Source organism: Dysgonomonas mossii, assembly GCF_004569505.1.
Taxonomy (GTDB): Bacteria; Bacteroidota; Bacteroidia; order Bacteroidales; family Dysgonomonadaceae; genus Dysgonomonas.
In genome coordinates this window covers 33861-55698 of record NZ_SPPK01000005.1, presented here as the reverse complement: position 1 = coordinate 55698, position 21838 = coordinate 33861, and the positions used below count along the sequence as shown (strand labels likewise).

Below are 21838 nucleotides of genomic sequence, written 5' to 3'. Positions count from 1 at the left end.
AGTTTTCACAGAGTTTATTCCTGTCACTTTTGTTTCTTATTTCATGTTTATAATTCTATAAATAGATAAATTTCCCGGATTTTATTTATTCCATAAAAGCACACTATATTTCTTATTTTAAATCATATACAACCGTCAATACAGAAGCTGGATTAACAAATATAGAGTTCCCTACATTCTGAACAACCGCCTCTGCCAAATCTTGAGTCTGACTTGTTGTATATGTTTTTATTGAATTCACCTCCGCACTACCAATATCAGCACTCACATCATAGCGGGTTGAAGATAAATTGGTGTAAACAGCAACAAGTTTTTTACCATCGGGTGATAGATATGCGCTACCAAAGAGATTTTTGGATGTGTTTTCCATTTTAAGTTCTACTCGTTTATAGTCAGGACGGACAAACAAACTATAATTACCTAAAACCCACAAAGTCTTAGTCGCTTCGTGTGTACCACTTTGTGTAATATCTCCGTAATCACCTCCTGCAGGAGTTACTTTTATCAGCAAGAATCTGTTTTTATGACTCCAACGCTCCAGATCAAGACTTGTCCAGTAAGACCATGATGAGACATTGGCATACACGAGATCGCAATGTATTACTTTCGACATATATAAGGCAATGTCCATATACGAGGCATTGTCGAAGCCAATAAATTCATTCCCATAGCCATCGCCGAGCATACTCCATTCGGTTTGATAAACCTTCAATCCTGCTGCTGATGCCTTCGATGCCACTTGTGACCTTACATCTACCATTGTTTGCCAACTTCCGTCTGTCCAATAGCTATGACCGGCAATAACTGGAGCCACATGAGTCAGATCTCCCACATAGTTAGACGAAGTATTATCAAACAAGTTATAGATAACATTTTTCCTTCCGGCATCGCCATCCGTTTCATATAAATAATTCCATGCACCGGATTCACCTAACAATATCTTAGTATTTAATCCTTTTGCCTCTATTGCCTTATCTATTTCTACGGTAAGCCTTTTTATTTCACTATTCTGCCAACCCGAACCTTCTTGTCCGCTTTCCCAATTGTACTGAGGTTCGTTAACCGGGCTGATATAGGTAAAGTTTATTGCTTTATTCGATTTGAAGTAATCTAAAACAGTTGCTATATATTTAGCAAAATCATCGTAACTGTCATCCTTCAGATTTGAATAAGCTCCCATATCCGAATATCCCTTACCATTACGGGTTAGATATACAGGAGGAGTGTTACTAAACATGACGAACTGTTCACAACCATATTGCTTTGCCTTTTCCAGGAAGTACTGTTGCCCGGCTTGCTTTGTCCAGTCTAATGTACCATCAACAGGGCTCATAAATGATTCGGCACGTCTGGCTGGATCTTCTATTCCGCTGGCAGCACCTTGCTGAGCTGTACCACCACCTAGATTAAAACGCCATCCCGATAAACCTATACCTTCGGGTTGTCCATCAGCAACCTTGGCTGAAAATAAAAGCTTAGCAATCGCTTCTTTCTCTTCGTCAGCCCAATAGGTACCAATATAGTTAGGTGCCCAGCAATCGGATGCCGAAAAATTTTCTATTGTCTGATATGTCTGACTGAGATTGATAACCACGTTCTCTGAACCTTCCGGAGTTTCATTGCCGGAACCTTTATCAGGGGCTATTGTCGGATCAGGTCCATCATTACAGGAAAAAGCAGCCAAAAGCAGCCATGCGGATAATATACATCGTATTTTCTTCATAAGTATCATGTTTAATTAATATAGATAGTGTACCCACCTCTGAGTACACTATCCGAGCCTAAATACCTCTTATCCCAATTAAAAATTAGGATTTTGAGCGATGCTTCCACCCGAAAGAAGAACTTCAGTGTTAGGTATAGGGAATAACAAGTCTCTGTTTTCCTGAAATGTTATACCTTTATTACTGTTCTCTTTCTGGTTTGTTATTTCATATTCATCTGTCGATTCAACCATATTATACCTGACAAATGTCCCATTTTCACCCATAATATTGCATATCGCTTTCTTTCCGTTGTCATCTGTCCATCTGCGAATATCATATAAACGTTGAAACTCAAGTGCTAACTCAAGCCTTCTCTCCAACCTGATCGCATCACGCAATGTTTTCCCGGATGCCGTTACTTCCGGCAGGCTTACCCTGTCTCTCACTCTCTTCAAAGCTTTACGAGCCTCGCTGTCATTTCCTTCTTCATTCGCAGCCTCTGCATACATAAGCAGTACATCCGCATAACGAAGTAAGCGATGATTCAAATTATTATGATCCGAATCATAAGGGCTGGGACGCAAATCATGTGGTACATAAAATTTTCTGTTGATGCGAGCTGATTTGTGTTTATCCGGAGATATAACATAATCCTTACCCTCATCGGTATCGTCTCCGGGAACGTCGTCTCCATTTTTCACGATTGTCCAGCGAAGACGCTCTGTGTCACCTGCATCAATAAAAGCCTTCTCCAGATTGCTGGTAGGTAATCCCCACGACCATCCCGAATCGTCACGAGAACCGGTAAATACAGGCAATCGACCTCCAAGGCTATAGCTTATATCAGAACTGTATTGTACTTCGAATAAAGATTCTATACTATTGTTATTCGCAATAGACCATACATCTTTAAAATTGGTACATAAGTCGTACTCCTGAGTATTAATCAAGTCTCCCAGTATTTTAAATGCCTCTTTGTATTTTCCCTGATACAGATAAGCTTTTCCTAAATATCCCATTGCTGCACCTTGTGTCGCACGTCCCAAATCAGCTGAAGAATACTCACTTTTAAGAGGTAAATCAGTAATTGCATCTTTCAGGTCTTGTTCTATTACAGCGTATGTACCCTCGACTGTTTCTCTCTGTATACCCTGAATTTCACTTGGTAACTTCATTCCGGTAATAACAGGAACTCCGCCGTAATTCTTAACCAGCTCAAAATAATTAAATGCGCGTAAAAACTTAGCCTCTGCTATAATTCTCTTCCGTAAATCCTCATTTGAAATAGGCGCTGTAGCTACTTTTTCAATAACAATATTACATCTCAATATTGACTTATAGCGATATTGCCAATAATTGCTTAAAGGCCCATCTTGCTTCGGGTTTCCATAATGAGCCATTCTTAGCCAGTCACTCTGAGACTGAGTTGTATTGCCCATCCATAAGTCATCTGTAGCCATATCAAAGCCTACATTTGGTGCTGCTATCTGCCACCAGCCATCCCAGAATATACCTTGGTAACATCCTGCCAGCTGCTTTAAACACTCCTCTTCACTTTGAAAATATGTATCGAGATTTTCCTGACCTAAAACAGGTTCATCCAAGAAGGAGGAGCAACTACTCGACAATAGCGCAAATGCTCCAAATATGAATATTTTGAATATATTTTTCATTTTATTTCTGATTAAAAGTTAATGTTAACACCTAGCAGGAATGTACGAGGATTAGGGTAACCCAGATTATCGATTCCGGCTTCCAACACACTGTAAGTACCATTCACGTTTGCTCCCATTGACGCTCTTTCCGGATCCATACCCGAGTAGCTAGTAATTGTGAATAGATTCTGAGCCGAAGCAGAAATACGAACTCCGATACCTTTTGTCATCTTCCTTGGTAATGTATATCCCAACTGTAATAGTTTGCAGCGGAAATATGAACCATCCTCAACAAAGAAAGAAGAAACACGGCGATAGTTTAAGTTCTTGTCATTAACAGAAAGACGTGGATAAAAATTGCTTGTTCCTTCGCCTCTCCAAGCTTTGTCGTATGCATCTGCAAAAACGTTTTGCCCATCGGTTCCTGCATACAGACCTCCCATTGCGCTATTGTATATATCATTCCCGATTGTTCCATAGAAGTTAGACACTAAATCGAAATCTTTATAACCCAAACGGATATTTAATCCGACCATAACATCCGGAAAAGCTTTACCAATATAGGTTTTATCGCTTTCGTCCAATACTCCGTCATTATTTAAATCTTTGAAACGAATGTCTCCCGGTTGTGCATTTGGCTGAAGAAGTGTTCCATTATTACTTGTATGACTATTTATTTCTGTCTGATTCTGGAATATTCCATCAGCAATATAGCCATAGAAACGGCTGATTTCGCCACCCTCTTCATTTCGGATAATATAGTCATTAAAAAAGCCTCCTCTAAGTACAGGTGTATTATCTACCAGGGTCTTAGCCTTATTTTTCACTCCTGAAAGATTGATTCCCGCTTCATAGGTAAAATCACTTATTTTATCTCTCCAGTTAATAGATAACTCCCAACCTTTAGCTTCCATACTACCTATGTTTGTCCACATCTCACCATTCCACATCGGATAACCCAAGATTAGAAGATTTTGTCTTTTCATAAGCATATCCTTTGACTTCTTAGAAAAGAGATCTGCAGTGATTTCAAGACGGCTATCTAAAAAGCTGGCATCAATCCCCAGATTATAATCCTCTACTGTTTCCCATTTCAGTTTATTATTTCCAACTGAACTGATTGCAGTTCCTACATAACGATCTCCGTTAGCTCCGAAAACATAATCTCCTGCTCCTATCAGATTCAGGTAAGCATTGGGATCAATACTTTGATTTCCGACACGTCCCCATCCGGCTCTCAACTTAAGATTAGAAACAACGCTCTGGTTCTTCATAAATGCTTCTTCTGAAATTCTCCAAGCAACTGACACTGCCGGAAATGTAGCATATTTACTTCCTGACGGGAATTTAGATGAACCATCTACACGAACAGATCCTGTCACATAATAGCGGTTATCATAATTATACATTACACGTCCAAGATAAGATAGCAATGAACTGTAAATATTAGTTCCTTCTGCTTTCGGATTTATTGTTCCGGCATTCACATATTGCAGTTCGGAGATGTTGCTCGGGATACCTTCACGAGAACCTACCAGATTATATTCAGCGAATCTTTCCATTGTATAACCAGCCATAAAATTGAAGTTATGCTTCTCTTCAATAGTTTTCATATAGTTAAGGGTATTTGTCCAGTTCCAGTCTACCCAGTTATATGATTTACGTTCAGCTTTAGACTCTGCATTCTGTTCCAGATTGTCGATAAAGAATTTTGGCGTAAATTCATCTGTCATTCTAAAACGAGCATTTACACTGAACTGAGTACGAAAAGTCAATCCTTTTATTGGCTCTACACTCACATATGGATTCATCATTAAACCGTACTCATTGCTATGCTTGTTCTGACGGGCAAGAGTAGCTACCGGATTCCATTCCTGATTATTATAGGAACGCGCATAGTTATTTAACGAATTTGAAGTCCAATCTTCTTTAGCTCTATATACAGGTGTAGTGGGATCCATTTTCATTGCTGCTCCAAACAAATTTGGAGTATCATCCCAACTTTCGTAACGAGGGGCAAAATCAATCCCGGCTTTTACTTTTTCTGAAAATTTATATTCAGTATTGAAACGTCCTGTTATACGCTCCCAGTAACCGACATCATATTGTGAGTTCTGACGAAAATAACCAAGGCTACCACTATATGTAAATTTGTCTACACCTCCCTGAAAACTGATATTATAGTTTTGTGTATATGCAAAATCATTTATTGTCTGATCCCACCAATCTGTATTTCCCGAACCTTCAGGCGTATTCCACACAGGAACGCTACCATCATTGGTATATCTTTCTTTAAATACTTTTTCGTAAGTTGTAGCATTTGCCATTTTAGGCTTATTCAATGTCTGAAAGCCAAAAGATGCATTTGCCTGAAATCTGGTTTTACCTGCACTACCCTTTTTAGTAGTCACCATAATGACACCATTTGAACCTCTTGTACCGTAGATTGCTGATGCTGAAGCATCTTTCAACACTTCTATACTTTCTATATCATCCTGATTGAGAAAATTAATGTTAGTCCCAATCGGTACGCCATCTACAACATAGAGCGGACTAGAACCATTAATAGTAGTAACCCCACGTATAATAACCTGAGGTGAACTACCCGGACCACCTTCTCCCGTAATCTGTACTCCATTAGCCTTACCTTGGAGCGAGTATAGCGCATTTCCTGATGTTATACTTTTCAGATCATCGCCTTTTACTGTAGTAATGGAACTTGTAAGGTCACTTTTCTTTACTACACCATAGCCAATGACTACAACATCATCCAGTATCTTTGTATCATCTGCCATAGATATATTCCTTACTCCTCCCTGACCGACTTTTATCTCTTGCGAAACAAAACCTATCATTGAGAAAACGACAGTACCGCCTTGCGAAACATTCGGCAAACTATAATTACCATCTAAATCGGTCAGAACACCATTCGACGAACCTTTCTCTACAACTGTAACTCCGATAAGCGGTTCATTATCAACTGCTGATGTAACCTTTCCTGTTACAGCCACCTTATTCTGAGCAAAAAGATAGAGAGGCAAGGTTAACAATAGGAATATTAGATATTTTTTCATGTTAGATATATGTTATATTATTACTCAAATTTATTCTACTCACGAACTAGTTTTCCTCTACCTAAGTGAGCATCAAAGTATAATTTGTAGCTACCAGTCTGCTTGACAAGCGGTTTTGCCCAATTATCAAGAGTTGTATTAGGCTTGGTCCAAGCCAGATTTTTATAATTACCGTAGTAACCAAATATTTCCGGCTCCTGAGAGTCATCTACACGCCAAGTACAATAATTCCACCAACCATCAGAATGCCAATTATGAATAACGAAATTCATATTTTCACCCGCTTCTAAGGTTAGAGCTTTATCTAAATAAAAAAGGTGAGGATTGGTCGCATCTTGTACAAACCGTGTTACTTCTTTTGGATTAGAAGTCATATAGCCAAAATAGAACTCCTGAAGCCAGCTACCTCCATCTCCCCAAGTATCCAGACTCACAGAACCAAATTTATGAGGAATAGGGTCAATTGCCTCAGGGATAGAATAAGTCTTAATATCATAAACCGCAGTTTTCACATTAAATGTAATTTCGTAATATACATTGGCTTGATTCAACACAATTGGTTTTGCAACATCTGGATCATCTGTCAATTTTGTATTATCTACGGGATCAATACCGAAACAGATTGGAGTGAAGTCACTTTTTTGAGGGAGGAAGAATATCTCTGTACCTGCCTTCCGACAATAGTAATTAGCTTTATATTGATAAGCTCCGGTACGTTCTATACGCATAGGCACGCCAAACACATCACTGTTCAGCTCGTTTACCGTTGCGACATCCGCCAGATACATTTTAGGAAAATCAGGCATTTCAGAAACAGTTATCACACTAGTCTTGGATGTTTCCAAACCGGATTTGTCTATCGCACGCAATATCAAATTATATGTTGCAACAGTAGAAGGTAATGTTACAGGATCATTAAATACCAGAGTCTTACTTGAGTTTGTAAATTCTGTTATTTCTTTTGAATAATTGAGTTCAGGGATATTAATTACAACAAGACCCAATGCTTTATCGTCTTCTACAGTAAACTTAACATTCAGTCTGGTCTGGTTTTTAAGAAGAACAGTAATGGCTTCATCAGGAGAGACAGTGAATACAGGATTGGTAAAATCACCATCCATTGTTACCAATACAGTTTCATTTACTGTACGACCACCTAAGTCTGTAACTGTTACTTCCACCGAAAAGCTATCTCCTTCAAGACCTTTTATCGTTTTGTATTTATAGTCTAAATCGAAAGAATAAACAATACTATCTAAGGTAAGATCTATTGTTTTATCCAAATTGAAACTTGTGTTTTTCAGATTGATTGACCGAAGACCATCTTTATCTTCTACCTTAGCTTTAATTACAAATTCGCGCCCGGGTTCAGTCTTGATATTAGATGTACTAAGGACAATAGTAGGAGGTAATCCGTCTACATCCGAATACTTATAATCATCACTACATGCGGTGAAGAAAAATAAAAGAACCATCAAAAAGCTTAAATACTTTCTTGTTTTCATGAAATTAGATTTTAGTTTATCATATATATATAACTCAGAAACACATAATTAAAATATACTTTACGGCAGATATGCTTCGAGTTAAATAACCAGAACAAATATATGTATTGCTTAACAACAGGCAGGGATATAAAACAATCATTAATAGGATTCAAATCAGTCAATAGCTAGTTTGAGGGTCTATATTCTCAAAATATAATTACTTTTGATATACTAATACAGATCCCATGAAAATAAAGCTTCTCTTTCTCTTTACCCTAATAGCTTTTATGCCAATTCAGGCTCAACAGTATAACATAAAACAGCTAGGCTTGGAACAGGGTCTTTCTAGTAATTATGTTGTAAGCGTCACTCAAGATAAAAGAGGTTTTTTATGGTTTGCCACCGAATCAGGGTTAAACAGATTTGATGGTAATAAGTTCAAGGTTTACAAAAAAAATGGGACATCAGAATCAAACAATATTAGCGGAAATGAACTGAATAAAGTATATGCTGACAAATATGAAGATAAAATATGGATCGCAACCCAGCGGGAAGGATTAAATATGTTTGATTGCAAAACTGAAACATTCAAACACTACAAACACACAACGGAAAGTAAAACAGGCATTATAACGAACGACATAACTGACATTACCTCATCTAAAGATGGCAATTTATGGCTTTCTACATACCATAGAGGGGTGGATTATTTTGATAAGAAAACCGAAACATTTACACATTACAATCGTACTACCATTCCGAATATGGTTAGTAACAATGTATGGTCTGTAATGGAGGACAATAAAGGATTTGTATATATAGGGCATGTGTCATCCGGTTTGAGTATTTTGTCTCTAAAGGATAAGAAAATAAAGAATTTCAGGCATGATGCCAACAATAAAGAAAGCTTGCCAGGAGATGAAGTAAAAACAATATATGTAGATAAGAATGACAATATATGGATAGGAACAAACAATGGTTTAGCTCTTTTCAACAGTGATAAAGAATCATTTACGACATTCAGACATAACCCTCAAAATAAACAATCGCTCATATCCAATTATATATATACAATAAATCAGGTAAGCGATGGTAAACTATGGGTTGGTACAGAAAAAGGAGGAATAAGTGTTCTGGATTTGAAACAGAATATGTTTCTTACCCCTCAAAGTATTCCCTTTGAGAATATCTCATACGATGATGGTTACAGGGGCCTTTCTAATCCGACAATACGCAGTATATACCAAGATTCTTTCAACAATATGTGGATTGGCACATATGGAGGTGGAATTAACTTTATCAGTCATCACCCCACAGACTTTAATACATGGATCTATTCTCCTATACCCGGATTAAAAAATACATTGAATAACCCTACAGCATGGGGCATATGTGTAGACAAATATGATCGCATCTGGGTGGGTACGGATGGTGGAGGCATCAATCTTTTTGCAAATGGAGAAAGGGTACAGATATTTGATAAAAAAACAAATAAAATTACTGATGACGCCATATTGGCGGCAATTAAAGATTCTGAAGATAATCTATGGTTTGGGACATTCAACGGTGGAGTAAACATTTATGATCAAAAAAGAAACGACATACAAAAATGCCTGATAGATGACAGGAGCAGAGATATAAGGTGTTTCTTTGAGGATAAGGAGAAAAATATGTGGATCGGGTGCAATAACGGTTTATACAAATATAACATTATAACAAAACAAGGCCAACTCTATTCTACCGACAATTCCGATTTATCGGATAATCTTGTTCGTGCTATATCAAAAGATGACAAAGATCAAATATGGATTGGTTTTTTCGGTGAGGGGCTTGCCGTCTTTGACAAGAATCTCAAAATCATAAAGACATTCAAAACAGACAAAGGGTTCCCGTCCAACACCGTAGACAACATATACAAAGATAACAGAGGGCAAATGTGGGTTGCCACTGGAGAAGGCTTAGTATGCTTTACCTCCCCCGGAAAAACTGATGAATATATTGTCCTCAATACACAGAATGGAATTACAAACAGCCACATCAGAGCTATAACAGAAGACAAGCAAGGAAATATATGGTTTAGCACCAATAGAGGCATAAACAGATTTATTCCATCTCTAAATAAAGTTTATAATTACAATCATTATAATGGAATCCCTTTGGGTGACTTTATGAGTGGGTCTGTCACAAAAGATTCTAAAGGTACAATCTACTTCGGATCTCAAAATGGACTATGCTACTTCAATCCTGAATCAATCCCAACAACAATAGAGCTACCTGAGACTATTATCACCGGATTCAGAATTTATGGAAACCAAACAAATACATTTGAAAATGAGATCTATAAACCCATAACATCCATTATCGAATTAAAATACAACCAAAACACATTTAATGTGTCATTCAATGTCCTTGATTATTCACTCAATCATTTAGTAGACTATGCATACATGTTAAAGGGGTTAGAAGATTTATGGTATAACACACAGGATGAAAATGCAATTACTTTCCGCAATGTACCTCCCGGAACATACGAGTTGCAGATAAAATCGAGAGTAAAAAATCAGGAATGGTCAGACTCTATAACATCATTAAAAATTATTGTAAATCCGCCGATATGGCTTACTTGGTGGGCAAAGACCCTGTATATACTGACTGTCTTAGGCATTGTTTTTCTTATACTTCGCTTTTATAAACGAAAGCTGGATTTGGAAAATACTCTCACTTTAGAAAAGAAGAACCATATACAGGAACAAGAATTGAATAATGAGAGACTTCGGTTCTTTACGAATATAACTCACGAGCTACGCACTCCCTTAACGCTGATACTTGGCCCATTAGAAGATTTACAAGCAGATACAAATCTACATGAAAAACATGCGTCTAAAATATCGGTCATATACAGAAGCGCAACACGCTTATTGAACCTCATCAATCAGATATTGGAATTCAGAAAAACTGAGACACAGAACAAGAAACTTTGTGTATACAAAAGTGATATATCCCAATTAGTTCAAGAAATAGGATTAAGATACAGAGAACTCAACACCAACAAGCGCATTTCTGTTAATACTATAATAGATACTCAAAATATTAATCTATATTTTGACCCCGATGCAGTAATTACAATCCTAGAAAATCTATTATCCAATGCATTCAAATACACACAAAAAGGAAATATAACACTCACTCTAAGAGATGTAACTGAAAACAATATAAATTATACGGAAATAGAAGTAAGCGATACAGGAAAGGGTATTCCTACAGAATCGATATCCAAAATATTCGACAGATACTATCAGGCTGAAAGAGATCAACAACTATCAGGAACAGGTATCGGATTAGCTCTTGTGCAAAATCTGGTATCAATACATCAAGGAAGCATATCAGTAGAGAGCAAACCCGGAGAAGGCTCTATATTTCGTTTCAGAATACTGTCTGACAATACTTATCCCGACGCCTTACATATCAATGATACTAACAATGATATTATTGAAAACGGCATTGAAACCAAAGACACTGAAAATTCTGATTCCAAACAAATCATACTCATTATAGAAGATAATGAAGATATCAGGGACTACATTTACAGCTCCTTATCGGAACAATACAAAGTATACACGGCTAATAATGGAAAACAAGGTCTAAAAGCAGCTTATAAACACATTCCTGACATTATCATAAGTGATATCATGATGCCTGAAATGGATGGTTTTGAATTAAGCAAGATTTTAAAAGAAGACGTAAGAACCAGCCATATTCCTATTGTACTTCTTACAGCTAAAGATTCAATACAAGACCGTACCGAAGGTTATAACATCGGTGTCGAATCTTATATCACCAAACCTTTCAGTGCCACACTATTGCAAAGCCGTATTGTAAATTTACTGGAAGCCAGAAAGAAAATTGCCGAACTGATAAACAATAATACTACAAATAAAAACGTCATTATAACAGAATCTTTAAGTAAAATAGATAACGAATTTATCGAAAAAGTAACCACGATTATCGAAGACAACTTGGATTCAGATAAAGTGGATGTAACTTTTATTGCAGACAAAATGAATATGAGCCATTCTACACTTTACCGAAAAATTAAAGCTCTTTCCGGTATATCTGCCAATGAGTTTATAAGAAAAGTAAGAATACGCAACGCAGAACAATTACTTTTAACAGGTAAATATACAATATCTGAAATATCCTACATGGTAGGAATAAACAGTATCACGTATTTCAGGCAGTGTTTTAAAGAAGAATTTGGTATGGTACCATCAGAATATATAAAGCAAATAATGAATAAGAAATGACTAAATGGTGAAATGACGAGTTTACTAATCAAACTTGCATGAAACAAGCCCCTCCATATTCTGCCACATAGTCTATTTTTGTCATTAAATAAATGCAAATTATTATATCATGAAAATTACTACGCTATTTCTGACTGCGATACTATCCATAACTTCCATTTCTATAATGGGACAGGTTTCTTTCGGTCAGTCCGAAAAAATTAATTCTTCTTGGAAGTTCTATCTATCGGATATCCCTGAAGCGAAGGCGAAAGCTTATGACGACTCGAAGTGGAAGTCAGTAGAGATTCCACATGACTGGAGTGTAAAAGAACAACTAAGCCCAACTTTGGCCAGTGCAACAGGTTATCTACCCGGAGGCATAGGATGGTACAGAAAAACAATAAATATCCCAAAAGAAAAGCAAGACGAAAAAACATATATTTATTTCGAAGGTGTGTATAACTATAGTGAAGTGTTCATTAATGGGCATCTGTTAGGAAAGCGCCCGAATGGTTATATCTCTTTTATGTATGACATTACTCCGTATATCGAATATGGAAAAAATAATACAATAGCTGTTCGTGTAGATCATAGCCAATCGGCAGACTCCAGATGGTATACGGGCTCCGGTATCTACCGTGATGTATGGCTCATTTATGCAAATCCGATACATATAGCTCAATGGGGTGTATATGCATATCCCGAAATGGATAAGAGTACAGGAATACTAAATATCGAAGTAGAACTAGAAAACAACACAACAGACAAATCCAATCTGACTATAGTTAATGAACTTGTTAGCCCTGATAATAAAGTAATCGTAAAAAACACTCAGAAATTATCAGTTGCAGGAAATCAGAACGGAAAAATTACGACAAATCTGAAAGTAAAGAATCCCGCATTATGGAATCTAAATAATCCGAATCTATATAGCCTCAAAACATCTGTAATTAAAGACGGAAAAGAAATAGATGCAACAATAACCAAGACTGGGTTCAGATCATTCACTTTCGATCCGAATAAAGGATTTGCTTTGAATGGCAAATGGATGAAAGTAAAAGGTGTATGCATCCATCATGATGCTGGGGTATTAGGTTCTGCTGTGCCTCATGATGTATGGAAACGTAGGTTACTAACCCTTAAAGAGATTGGAGTGAATGCTATCCGCACCAGCCATAATCCACAAGCTCCGGACTTATACAGCTTATGCGATGAACTGGGATTATTAGTTCTCAACGAAGCGTACGATGAGTGGGAGTATCCTAAACGAAAATGGCTCGAAGGCTGGAATGTAGGTACTCCGGGATTTCAGGGCAACTATTCTTTCTTTGAAGAATGGGGAGAGAAAGACCTTGCCGATTTGGTTCGCCGAGACAGAAATCACCTCTCTATATTTGCATGGAGCATCGGAAATGAAGTAGACTATCCGAACGACCCATACTCTCACCCTATATTGGATGGAGGAAAAAACACAGGTTTTACTCAGGCTACATTTGGCGGATATAAAAAAGATGCACCCGATGCAATGCGTTTGGGAGATATAGCAAAACGTCTAGTTGGCGTTGTTAAGAAATACGACGAATCACGACCTACAACAGCAGGCTTAGCCGGTGTTGCCATGTCAAATGAAACAGCATATCCGGGAGCATTGGATATTGCGGGATATAATTATACCGAAAATAGATATGAGCTTGATCATAAGAAATATCCTAATCGTGTTATATTTGGCAGTGAAAACCGCCATGAACTTGCAGCATGGAAAGCCGTAAAAGACAATGAAAATATATTCGGGCAGTTTCTCTGGACAGGGATAGACTATCTGGGAGAATCGGGCAGATGGCCTTCCAGAGGGTTTTATTCAGGACTATTAGACTTCGGAGGCTTCATCAAGCCGAGAGGCTATTTCCGTCAATCGCTCTGGTCTGACAAGCCGATGGCTTATTTGGGAACCTATCCTACTCCTGGCAGAGGTAGCAAAAGTCAAGTAAAGGATGTTTGGTCACAACTGGACGCAGAAAATGAAGGTAGTAACTATGAAGAAAAAATACCATCTATGGACGCATGGTCTATCTGGAATTACCAAGAAGGGCAGTCCATACGGGTAGTATGTTATACAAACACAGAAAAAGCCCGATTGCTGCTAGACGGAAAAGAAGTAGGACAAGTAAAAGATTATGATGACAATACAGGGATTATCTTTTGGGATATTCCTTATCATGATGGAAAGCTTGAAGTGATAGGAATGGATAAAAACGGGAATGAAACAGCTCGCTATGCAATACAGTCTTCAAAACAACCATATGCATTGGACATACAAGCAGCAGATAAAGAAGTCAGTAAAGATGGCTTGGCACAGATTGTAATACAAGTAGTGGACGAGAATGGTACTCCTGTTATGCTGTCCGATAATGAAATAACTTGCCAAATACAAGGCCCGGCTAAATTACTAGGATTGGAAGCAAGCAACAATGAAGATATGTCTGACTATACAGATAACAGGCATCGCACTTATCATGGTCGCATACTGGCTTATATACAGCCTACAGGCAAACAAGGTGAAGTAAAAGTAAGATTCACATCTCCTTGGCTAAAACCGACAGAAGCGATTATAAATATAAAATAAAGACTCTTTTCTATATCGTAAAAGCGGCGAGAATAAAATCTCGCCGCTTTTTTTAGACTTAAAACGATATCTTTGTCCATTATTTCAAGTCGCTAGAGCCAGTTGGTGATATCAGGTGTGGATAAATCCAATGAATTGCTGTAATTGTCCTTATTGGATAGTTTTCTTTCTAATTCTCTTACCAATCGACCTACTATAGTTCTGATTTTAAACTGGCTGCACGAGCTTTCTCCTTTATTTTTGGCATGATTGCCAAAACGAACATCAACATAAAGCTTTTTTAATATTCGAGTGTACAGTGCATTTATATTCGTTTAATTTGATATTGTTTTGACAGGTTACTTTCCGATACAGAATGCATAGATATTTATTAATCAATAAAATAGCGATTTTTTCGGTACAAACTAATAAATAGGTTCTGTATGCATTCTGTTTTGTACCAATCACTTACGCTAATATACGTGACATTGGTGAAAAAACGAAATATTTGATGGAAAGTTCTGAAAGTATTATTTTTTAATTTTATTGGGTAGTACTACCCAAAACAGACTACTCAATTAACTACGCTAAATTGTTTTTTCTATCGGTCTATATGTGTTTATAGAAAAACAGCACATAAAATTAAATAAAAAAGAATAATTTTCCCCGTATTCTCTAACCTACGATACGTATCATACCCGACACCACCACGCTTGGCAAAAACCTTCTGAGCCTAATTTAATTCCAATCTTCCATCTCTGAATCTTTATGAGATTCCTTGTATAAGGATATTTGGAGATAAAAGTTCAATTATGTTTTTATCCATAATTAAATTGAGCATTATATATTAATTGAACATTTATACACAATTGAGAATATCAGAACCGAATACAACATATCAGACATACTTTTTTATATATTGATCTACTTCTGACTCGATATAACTGTCGTATAAAGTGAAAATCCTATTATTTTATCAAAGTTATTTTAATCTCTTCATTTCCATAGAAAGTAGGGAAGTACATCAACTCTGCTTTTGCAGGATTGAGTGTATAACGACCGGTATATCTTGGTAACAATTCAACGTCAAATACATTTTGACCTTTCGATAGTTTGTTACAGAATATTACTACCTTTTCTTTATAGTGTTCCCGATGCGCCTCTTTCCAATAATTACCCATAGTCTTTGACTCGTAAGAACAGCCTGCCGGAATAGGAATCTCAATTTGTATATATTCACCATCTCCTGAGAGGTTAAGAGTTGCCTGTAATATCGTAGTTTTACCCTCTTTCAAATCTGCTACACTATCATTATTTACCTTGAATGTTGTCGATATTTCAAACCCTTTCGATTTTTCCTTTATCGGATTTTTATTCCATTCCCTTTGATAGGCTGTGACAAATAAAGGCATAGTCCCCGTTTTGCTTATTTGAATTTTTTCTTTTGAATCGAATTTAGCTGTATACGGAAATTCTGAAATTTTGGTTCCATTCATATTCATCACGACATTGGTATATTTCTCTGCACTCTTCAACATATCAGGCATTATTGTCTGTACAATACGTGATGATTCGTAAATATTATTCCATGTATTATTTTGTCTTTGTTCAAAGAAGTAGTTTCGAATACTTTCCAATTTTTGTTCGTGTCCTCCCAGATTTTTCAATATTTGATATGCCAACAGAGTGTTTTCTGTATTTGTTTCATCCGGGCTATAAAAGTATCGCAGTTGAGATTTTCCTTTTTTCTTTTCACCCCAATAGAGAGAGCCAAGAATCGTTTTATCGGAATAATGCATTAATGAATCTATTCTTATCGAATCTTGAAGTCCGATAGAAGACATAACTAGCATTGTTTTTAAGTTGTCCCTAGCTGTTGAATTCTCCAACTGGGAATCCACTTGATATAGATATGTCTTATAATCAACAGCAGCATTCAACCTCTTTAAGAAAATAAGCCTGTCTAGCAATTCACCTTTAGCATATGGCAGTTTTTTATCCACAGTTAAAGGAAGACTAGATAAACTGTTCTTTAATTCTTGTTCAAAAGCTAATGCCAGCGTATGTTTATCTAGTTCTGTTTTGTATCCCGCTTCATCTGCATCAAGCAGTGCATTTATGACGTGTTTCGATATCCACATCACAGATTCACTTTTGTTCCACCAACCCCAGAGCCCTTCGTTGTTTTTATTTTTGTTCAGGTCTCTGATAAGACTATTAATTTTCTTGTCTTCTTTAAATTCTTTTCCCTGTATTTTACAAATATACTTTTTGGCCAATAGAGCTTTAATTTTGGATGCCATCTGTTCATTACACATGTATGGATACTGGTCAATATTCTCTATTTCACGCAAGAAAAGGTCTAAACTTGAAGCTTCAGCATAAAGGGTTACTTCTCCAATTTCAGGATCCGTCTTTAATGTATAAGTTGACGAATCATTGATTACTTTAAAATCTCCATAGGTTTGCAGCAAACCTTGCTCAAAAATAGGGAATGAACGCTCTTCTCCATCAAAATAACCATTCTCCATTTGTAAAGAATAAGTCAGAGTAAGGCTATCCCCATTAATTGCATTCACGGGTATATAGTCTACGTGAGAATTACCTATTTTTATTTTTTCAACTTGCTTATTATTATCTAAATCAATAGTTCGAGTTAATACTAAACTATCTCCAAAATGATTAGCTACTTTGCCTACGGCATTCAGGCTATCTCCCCTGATAGCGAATCGAGGTGTCGATAGACGTGCAGATAAAGCCTTGAACGATTTGACACTCATCTGTTTCGTATCTGACTGATTCTTTCCACCCAAAGCAACGAAATAAGCATTCCAGTTGGTTATATCATCAGGATAAGTTACTTCGAAATTTGCTTCTCCTTTTTCATCGGTTTTAAGTTTTGGTTGCCAGAATGCATCGTCATGGAAATTACGCCTAATAGTATTACCCGGCTCTTCATTGGGGATATTCTCAGATTCTGCAATTTTAGAAGACGATAATGCACTGGTCTCAATCATAATTACTCCATTCGCTGCTCGTGCACCATAAATAGAAGTTGCTGCAGCATCTTTCAAAACATTTAGCGATAAGATTGAAGATGCATCAATATCTTCGAGAGTACCATCAAAAGGAAGTCCATTTATAATTATTAAAGGGTTTGCTTTAGCATCCGTACTAGATGCTCCTCTAATCATTAAGCCTGCTACTCTGCCTTGTAAAACTTGATTGTCAAAATAGCCATCTAAAGGATTGATAGTAACAACAGACCCTGTAAGATTTGCCTTTTTCTGTACGCCATAACCAATAACGACCACCTCTTCCAATCGCTGTTCATCTGCTTGTAAGCTAATATTATAATCGTGACCTGTTGATACACTGACTTCTTTGGTCTTATACCCTATATACATCACCTCTAAGATAACATTTCCGTCTATATCTATTTCAAACCGACCATCAAAATCGGTGAAAACTCCTTTATCAGTGCCTTTTATTTTTACCATAGCCCCGATAACAACATCTTCATTATCCCTCACTATACCGGTCACAACCCGTTTATTTTTATTTTCTCTACTAAATTTCCTCTCATCAAATATAGGAGACAAAGAGAGAGTATCTCTTATTGGTTTTGAAATATATGGATTTTCTACAGAGTGAGTTATAACGCCTTTGTTGAATAGATTGTATGCAACTCTCGATATTTCAGAATCTTTTTTATAATCGGCAATAGAATCCAACTTCAGATAATTCTTTCCTCCTTTGTGTAACTGTATAGAATAGCTGTATGACGTCGAATCTTTAAAAATAAGATGAAGTGTTAGTCCTTCAGATGGTAAGTTGTTAAAGTCTCTGGTTCCTCCATAATAAAGTTGGAAATCTTTCCGGTCTTCCTCTTTGCTTGGTTCAACTAAAATGAGAGCAGGTCTTATGTATGTCCCTGTTTTATCTTTACCAAGAACCATCTCCAATTTATAATTAATACCTCTAAAACTTTTATTATATTGTCTGATATTGACAAAACCACTTGTAGAGCACATAACATTTGCAATCTCTGTCTTTATCCGATTCTCGATATCGTCTGTTGTCAGAGGTTGCTCCTTAAAATCCAATACTGGTTTAAATGCTGATATACGTCTGTTTATTATGGGGCTATCCCATTGTTTTATTTTCTGATAATTCGGGTATAAGGTATAATGGTTTCCTCCTTCAATTTCAACATTAGCTAAAAGCCTGTTTCCCGCATAAACTGAGGCTATATTTGAGAGGCTTCCCAGCATATTCCTCTTAGGAAAAGGGCCTGCCAGAACAGGAACTTTAACTTGTGCGTTTAAAATACGGTCATAAGTACTTCTGTTTGTATAATTTAAATAATAGAGAGTATTACCTGTATTAATAAAACCCGGAATTTCAATTCTCTGGCGAACATTGGGCAATTCTGTTTCTCCGAAGTTATTATCTATGGTGATTAATTGAGAGCTAAGCTCTGAAACCTCTTTATCCGATAAATATCCTTGTTCTTTCTTTTCCAATAATCTGGAAGTTAAAACGAAAGGTACTTGCATAGAATTCTCATACGGAATCTTTGTATATGGTTTCCCGGCATTGAAGGACAGAATATTTTTCTTGCCTTCTTCGATATAAAAATTTAAGGCTAATATCTCCCTGTTATGAGTACGAAAACGCAAACTGTGTTTTCCCGGATCAATTTCAAAAGTATAAATATCCTGATGTTGGGACTGATTGGTATAATAAAGCCTTTCGTCTATCCATAACATATGCACTCCTTGTACTTCTCCGTCAATAACGACAAAAGGGGATATCTGTGTTTTTCCGTTGGAAGACCGTTCTTTATGTATATAGTAGGTTTCCGGGTACAAAAATTTATAGTATTCAACCGTATCCAGAGCTATGGCGCTTGCCCACCTTTTCCATGTCAGGCTTGATTTACTATTATAATAAGAGTCGTCATCCATTTCATAACGGGTATTATAAAACTGCTTGGCATAACGGGCTTTACCTCCAATAGGAATATTAGGCATCGAATAGTTCTTAAACTTGGATGTAAAAGAATAGGCTGTAATATCAGCGTCTTTTACAGGTTTTCCTTTTTTATCTGTTACCGAAATTTGAACATTTGCTTTTTGTCCCGGATATACAGTCGTAGGAGTCGTTACATCTAAAGTAATATTTTTCTTGGCAAAAGGCAATAAACCTTCTATTGATTTCCCGTCTCCTCCAAATAAATAAGAGAGCTGCATGCTATAACCGTCCTCTCCTGTGTCTTTAATCACGTAGTTTAACTGTGTTGCATAACCCCTGTCTATTTCTTTTTTCATTTTACGGATAGTATACCAAAAAGGGATATTCGCTGGATTATCAACCTTCAGATAAATAGAATCATTATTCCTATAAAATTTATAACCTAACTGCTCTGCCTTCGTATCGTCGGTTTCGAAATATTCTTTTGAATTTTGAGTTTGAACCAAAATGTTTCCGGCCCACCAAGGTATAGCCATGATATGTGGTAGCATAACAGAATCTCGATATATGTATTCATCATTCTCCCCACTGATTATAATTTTTGCCAATGCTTGTTGTGATTTCCCCTGATAAAGTTCTTTAATAGAAAGCATACCTTTATCTAATGAAAAATCTAACGCATACTTTTTATTTATTCTTTCCAGAGATAATGATTCGACATGTTTTTCATTATCGGCACTTAGATAAGCACATCTTACTTTAAATTTTAAATCAATATTTGGCGGGAAAACAGAATCAGGAATAATCAATCCTTTTTCGGATGAACCGAATAGGTCAACAGTGTGATTCCATAGTGTATCGGGAATAAAAACCGGTTCCATTATTTTTATTTTATTCAGGTCAAAACGATCCGGAGTTACCAGAACTTCAATTTTCCCATCATAAACAGCCATATCATTTTCATCTGTCACCTTCATATCTAATTTGATAGAATCTCCCATCGCAAATTCTTTCTTATCTGATTTTAACGAAAAGTTTATGCCTTTAAGTTCATAATCTTCATATCTGAAATAATCTCTCACGACATTTGCATTATTATCATCAGTAATCAGTGATACGGAATATCCTCGGTCTAACGTTAAGTCTAATTCATCGGTCAGCTTAAATTCATAGCTGTACATACCTGGTCGATAGGGCTCTAATTTGGTTAAGATTGTATCAATATTCGATCGAGAATAATCCTCATGTAGTCTGAGGTCAATAGACTTCTCAAATCTTTTCCCATTATATTCAGACAAATAGGCTTTTAGCTTTACTGTTTCTCCTGGTTTGTATTTAGGCTTGTTAAAAACGACAAATCCGGTATATTTCTGTTTTTCAGGTCGCTCAGATGGATTAAAGGTGTATTTTATTCTATTTTTAAGTCCGATCCATCTCCATTTCATTTTCGACCAGATTGATTCAAAAAAATTATAATTATCACGATATTGGTTATCTTCTATTTCCAAGTAATGGTAAACTCCATTATGAGCTATTTCGATTATATCTTCATCTTTTGCTTTATTGGTGCTATATGTCTGCGTATTTCTATCATACTTTAACATTGATGAACCTTTTCTCACTTCAGCATCATTTATTATGTTGCCCAAGGAGTCGTATAAACACACGACAAATTTTTCTGAAGGTACTATTTTAGCATAAAGATTATCTACTGTATGTTCTGTATAATTTAGCTGGTTATCTATGACTTTTACTAATACATAGTTCCCTTTTGGTAAAGAGGGAATATCGTCACCTACATTATATTTCGACACAAAAGTGTTTAGCATATCTTCATCAAAACCATCTTCTTTAAGATGTATTTTTCGTAAATCATCTTTACTTATTTTATAAATATGTACTTCAGATGAAGAGCGTGGGCTATCTGACAAGTTAGATTGTGCAAAAGAAAAAAGATGTTGCAGCAAAAAAATACAGAGTATAATAAAGCGTGTTGTTTTCATATAAGCATAAAGAAATAAGGGACTTCTATTACAAATCTACATATTAAT

General features: G+C 36.4%; 7 protein-coding genes. 2 read left to right on the top strand and 5 right to left on the bottom strand.

Annotated features, from left to right (window positions below):
- Positions 1-112: 112 nt before the first annotated feature.
- The 4 genes from E4T88_RS14150 to E4T88_RS14135 form a co-directional block, all read right to left on the bottom strand.
- Positions 113-1723: a glycoside hydrolase gene (locus E4T88_RS14150; protein ID WP_135106532.1), complete on the bottom strand. Its 1611-nt coding sequence runs from the start codon at positions 1721-1723 to the stop codon at positions 113-115.
- A gap of 78 nt (positions 1724-1801) precedes the next feature.
- Positions 1802-3379 (bottom strand): RagB/SusD family nutrient uptake outer membrane protein, encoded by a 1578-nt coding sequence (locus tag E4T88_RS14145; protein ID WP_135106530.1) that lies wholly within the window; start codon positions 3377-3379, stop codon positions 1802-1804.
- 11 nt (positions 3380-3390) lie between these two features.
- On the bottom strand, positions 3391-6435 hold the full coding sequence (locus tag E4T88_RS14140) for a SusC/RagA family TonB-linked outer membrane protein (RefSeq protein WP_135106528.1): 3045 nt from the start codon (positions 6433-6435) through the stop codon (positions 3391-3393).
- Positions 6436-6470: 35 nt separating this feature from the next.
- Positions 6471-7940, bottom strand: a complete 1470-nt coding sequence (locus tag E4T88_RS14135) for a hypothetical protein (protein WP_135106526.1) — start codon at positions 7938-7940, stop codon at positions 6471-6473.
- Between the two features lie 227 nt (positions 7941-8167).
- Here E4T88_RS14135 and E4T88_RS14130 point away from each other — a divergent pair, with 227 nt between their 5' ends.
- On the top strand, positions 8168-12226 hold the full coding sequence (locus E4T88_RS14130) for a hybrid sensor histidine kinase/response regulator transcription factor (RefSeq protein ID WP_135106524.1): 4059 nt from the start codon (positions 8168-8170) through the stop codon (positions 12224-12226).
- Positions 12227-12335: 109 nt separating this feature from the next.
- On the top strand, positions 12336-14831 hold the full coding sequence (locus E4T88_RS14125; protein ID WP_135106522.1) for a glycoside hydrolase family 2 TIM barrel-domain containing protein: 2496 nt from the start codon (positions 12336-12338) through the stop codon (positions 14829-14831).
- A 947-nt stretch (positions 14832-15778) separates the two neighbouring features.
- Here the strand turns inward: E4T88_RS14125 and E4T88_RS14120 are convergent.
- Complete coding sequence (locus tag E4T88_RS14120; protein WP_135106520.1) at positions 15779-21790, bottom strand: carboxypeptidase-like regulatory domain-containing protein; 6012 nt, start codon at positions 21788-21790, stop codon at positions 15779-15781.
- Positions 21791-21838: the final 48 nt, after the last annotated feature.

What these genes read in the sequence shown, in the direction of transcription:
- E4T88_RS14150 (WP_135106532.1), bottom strand. Translation starts at nt 1,723, where the DNA reads ATGAAGAAAATACGATGTATATTATCCGCATGGCTGCTTTTGGCTGCT.
- E4T88_RS14145 (WP_135106530.1), bottom strand. Translation starts at nt 3,379, where the DNA reads ATGAAAAATATATTCAAAATATTCATATTTGGAGCATTTGCGCTATTG.
- E4T88_RS14140 (WP_135106528.1), bottom strand. Translation starts at nt 6,435, where the DNA reads ATGAAAAAATATCTAATATTCCTATTGTTAACCTTGCCTCTCTATCTT.
- E4T88_RS14135 (WP_135106526.1), bottom strand. Translation starts at nt 7,940, where the DNA reads ATGAAAACAAGAAAGTATTTAAGCTTTTTGATGGTTCTTTTATTTTTC.
- E4T88_RS14130 (WP_135106524.1), top strand. Translation starts at nt 8,168, where the DNA reads ATGAAAATAAAGCTTCTCTTTCTCTTTACCCTAATAGCTTTTATGCCA.
- E4T88_RS14125 (WP_135106522.1), top strand. Translation starts at nt 12,336, where the DNA reads ATGAAAATTACTACGCTATTTCTGACTGCGATACTATCCATAACTTCC.
- E4T88_RS14120 (WP_135106520.1), bottom strand. Translation starts at nt 21,790, where the DNA reads ATGAAAACAACACGCTTTATTATACTCTGTATTTTTTTGCTGCAACAT.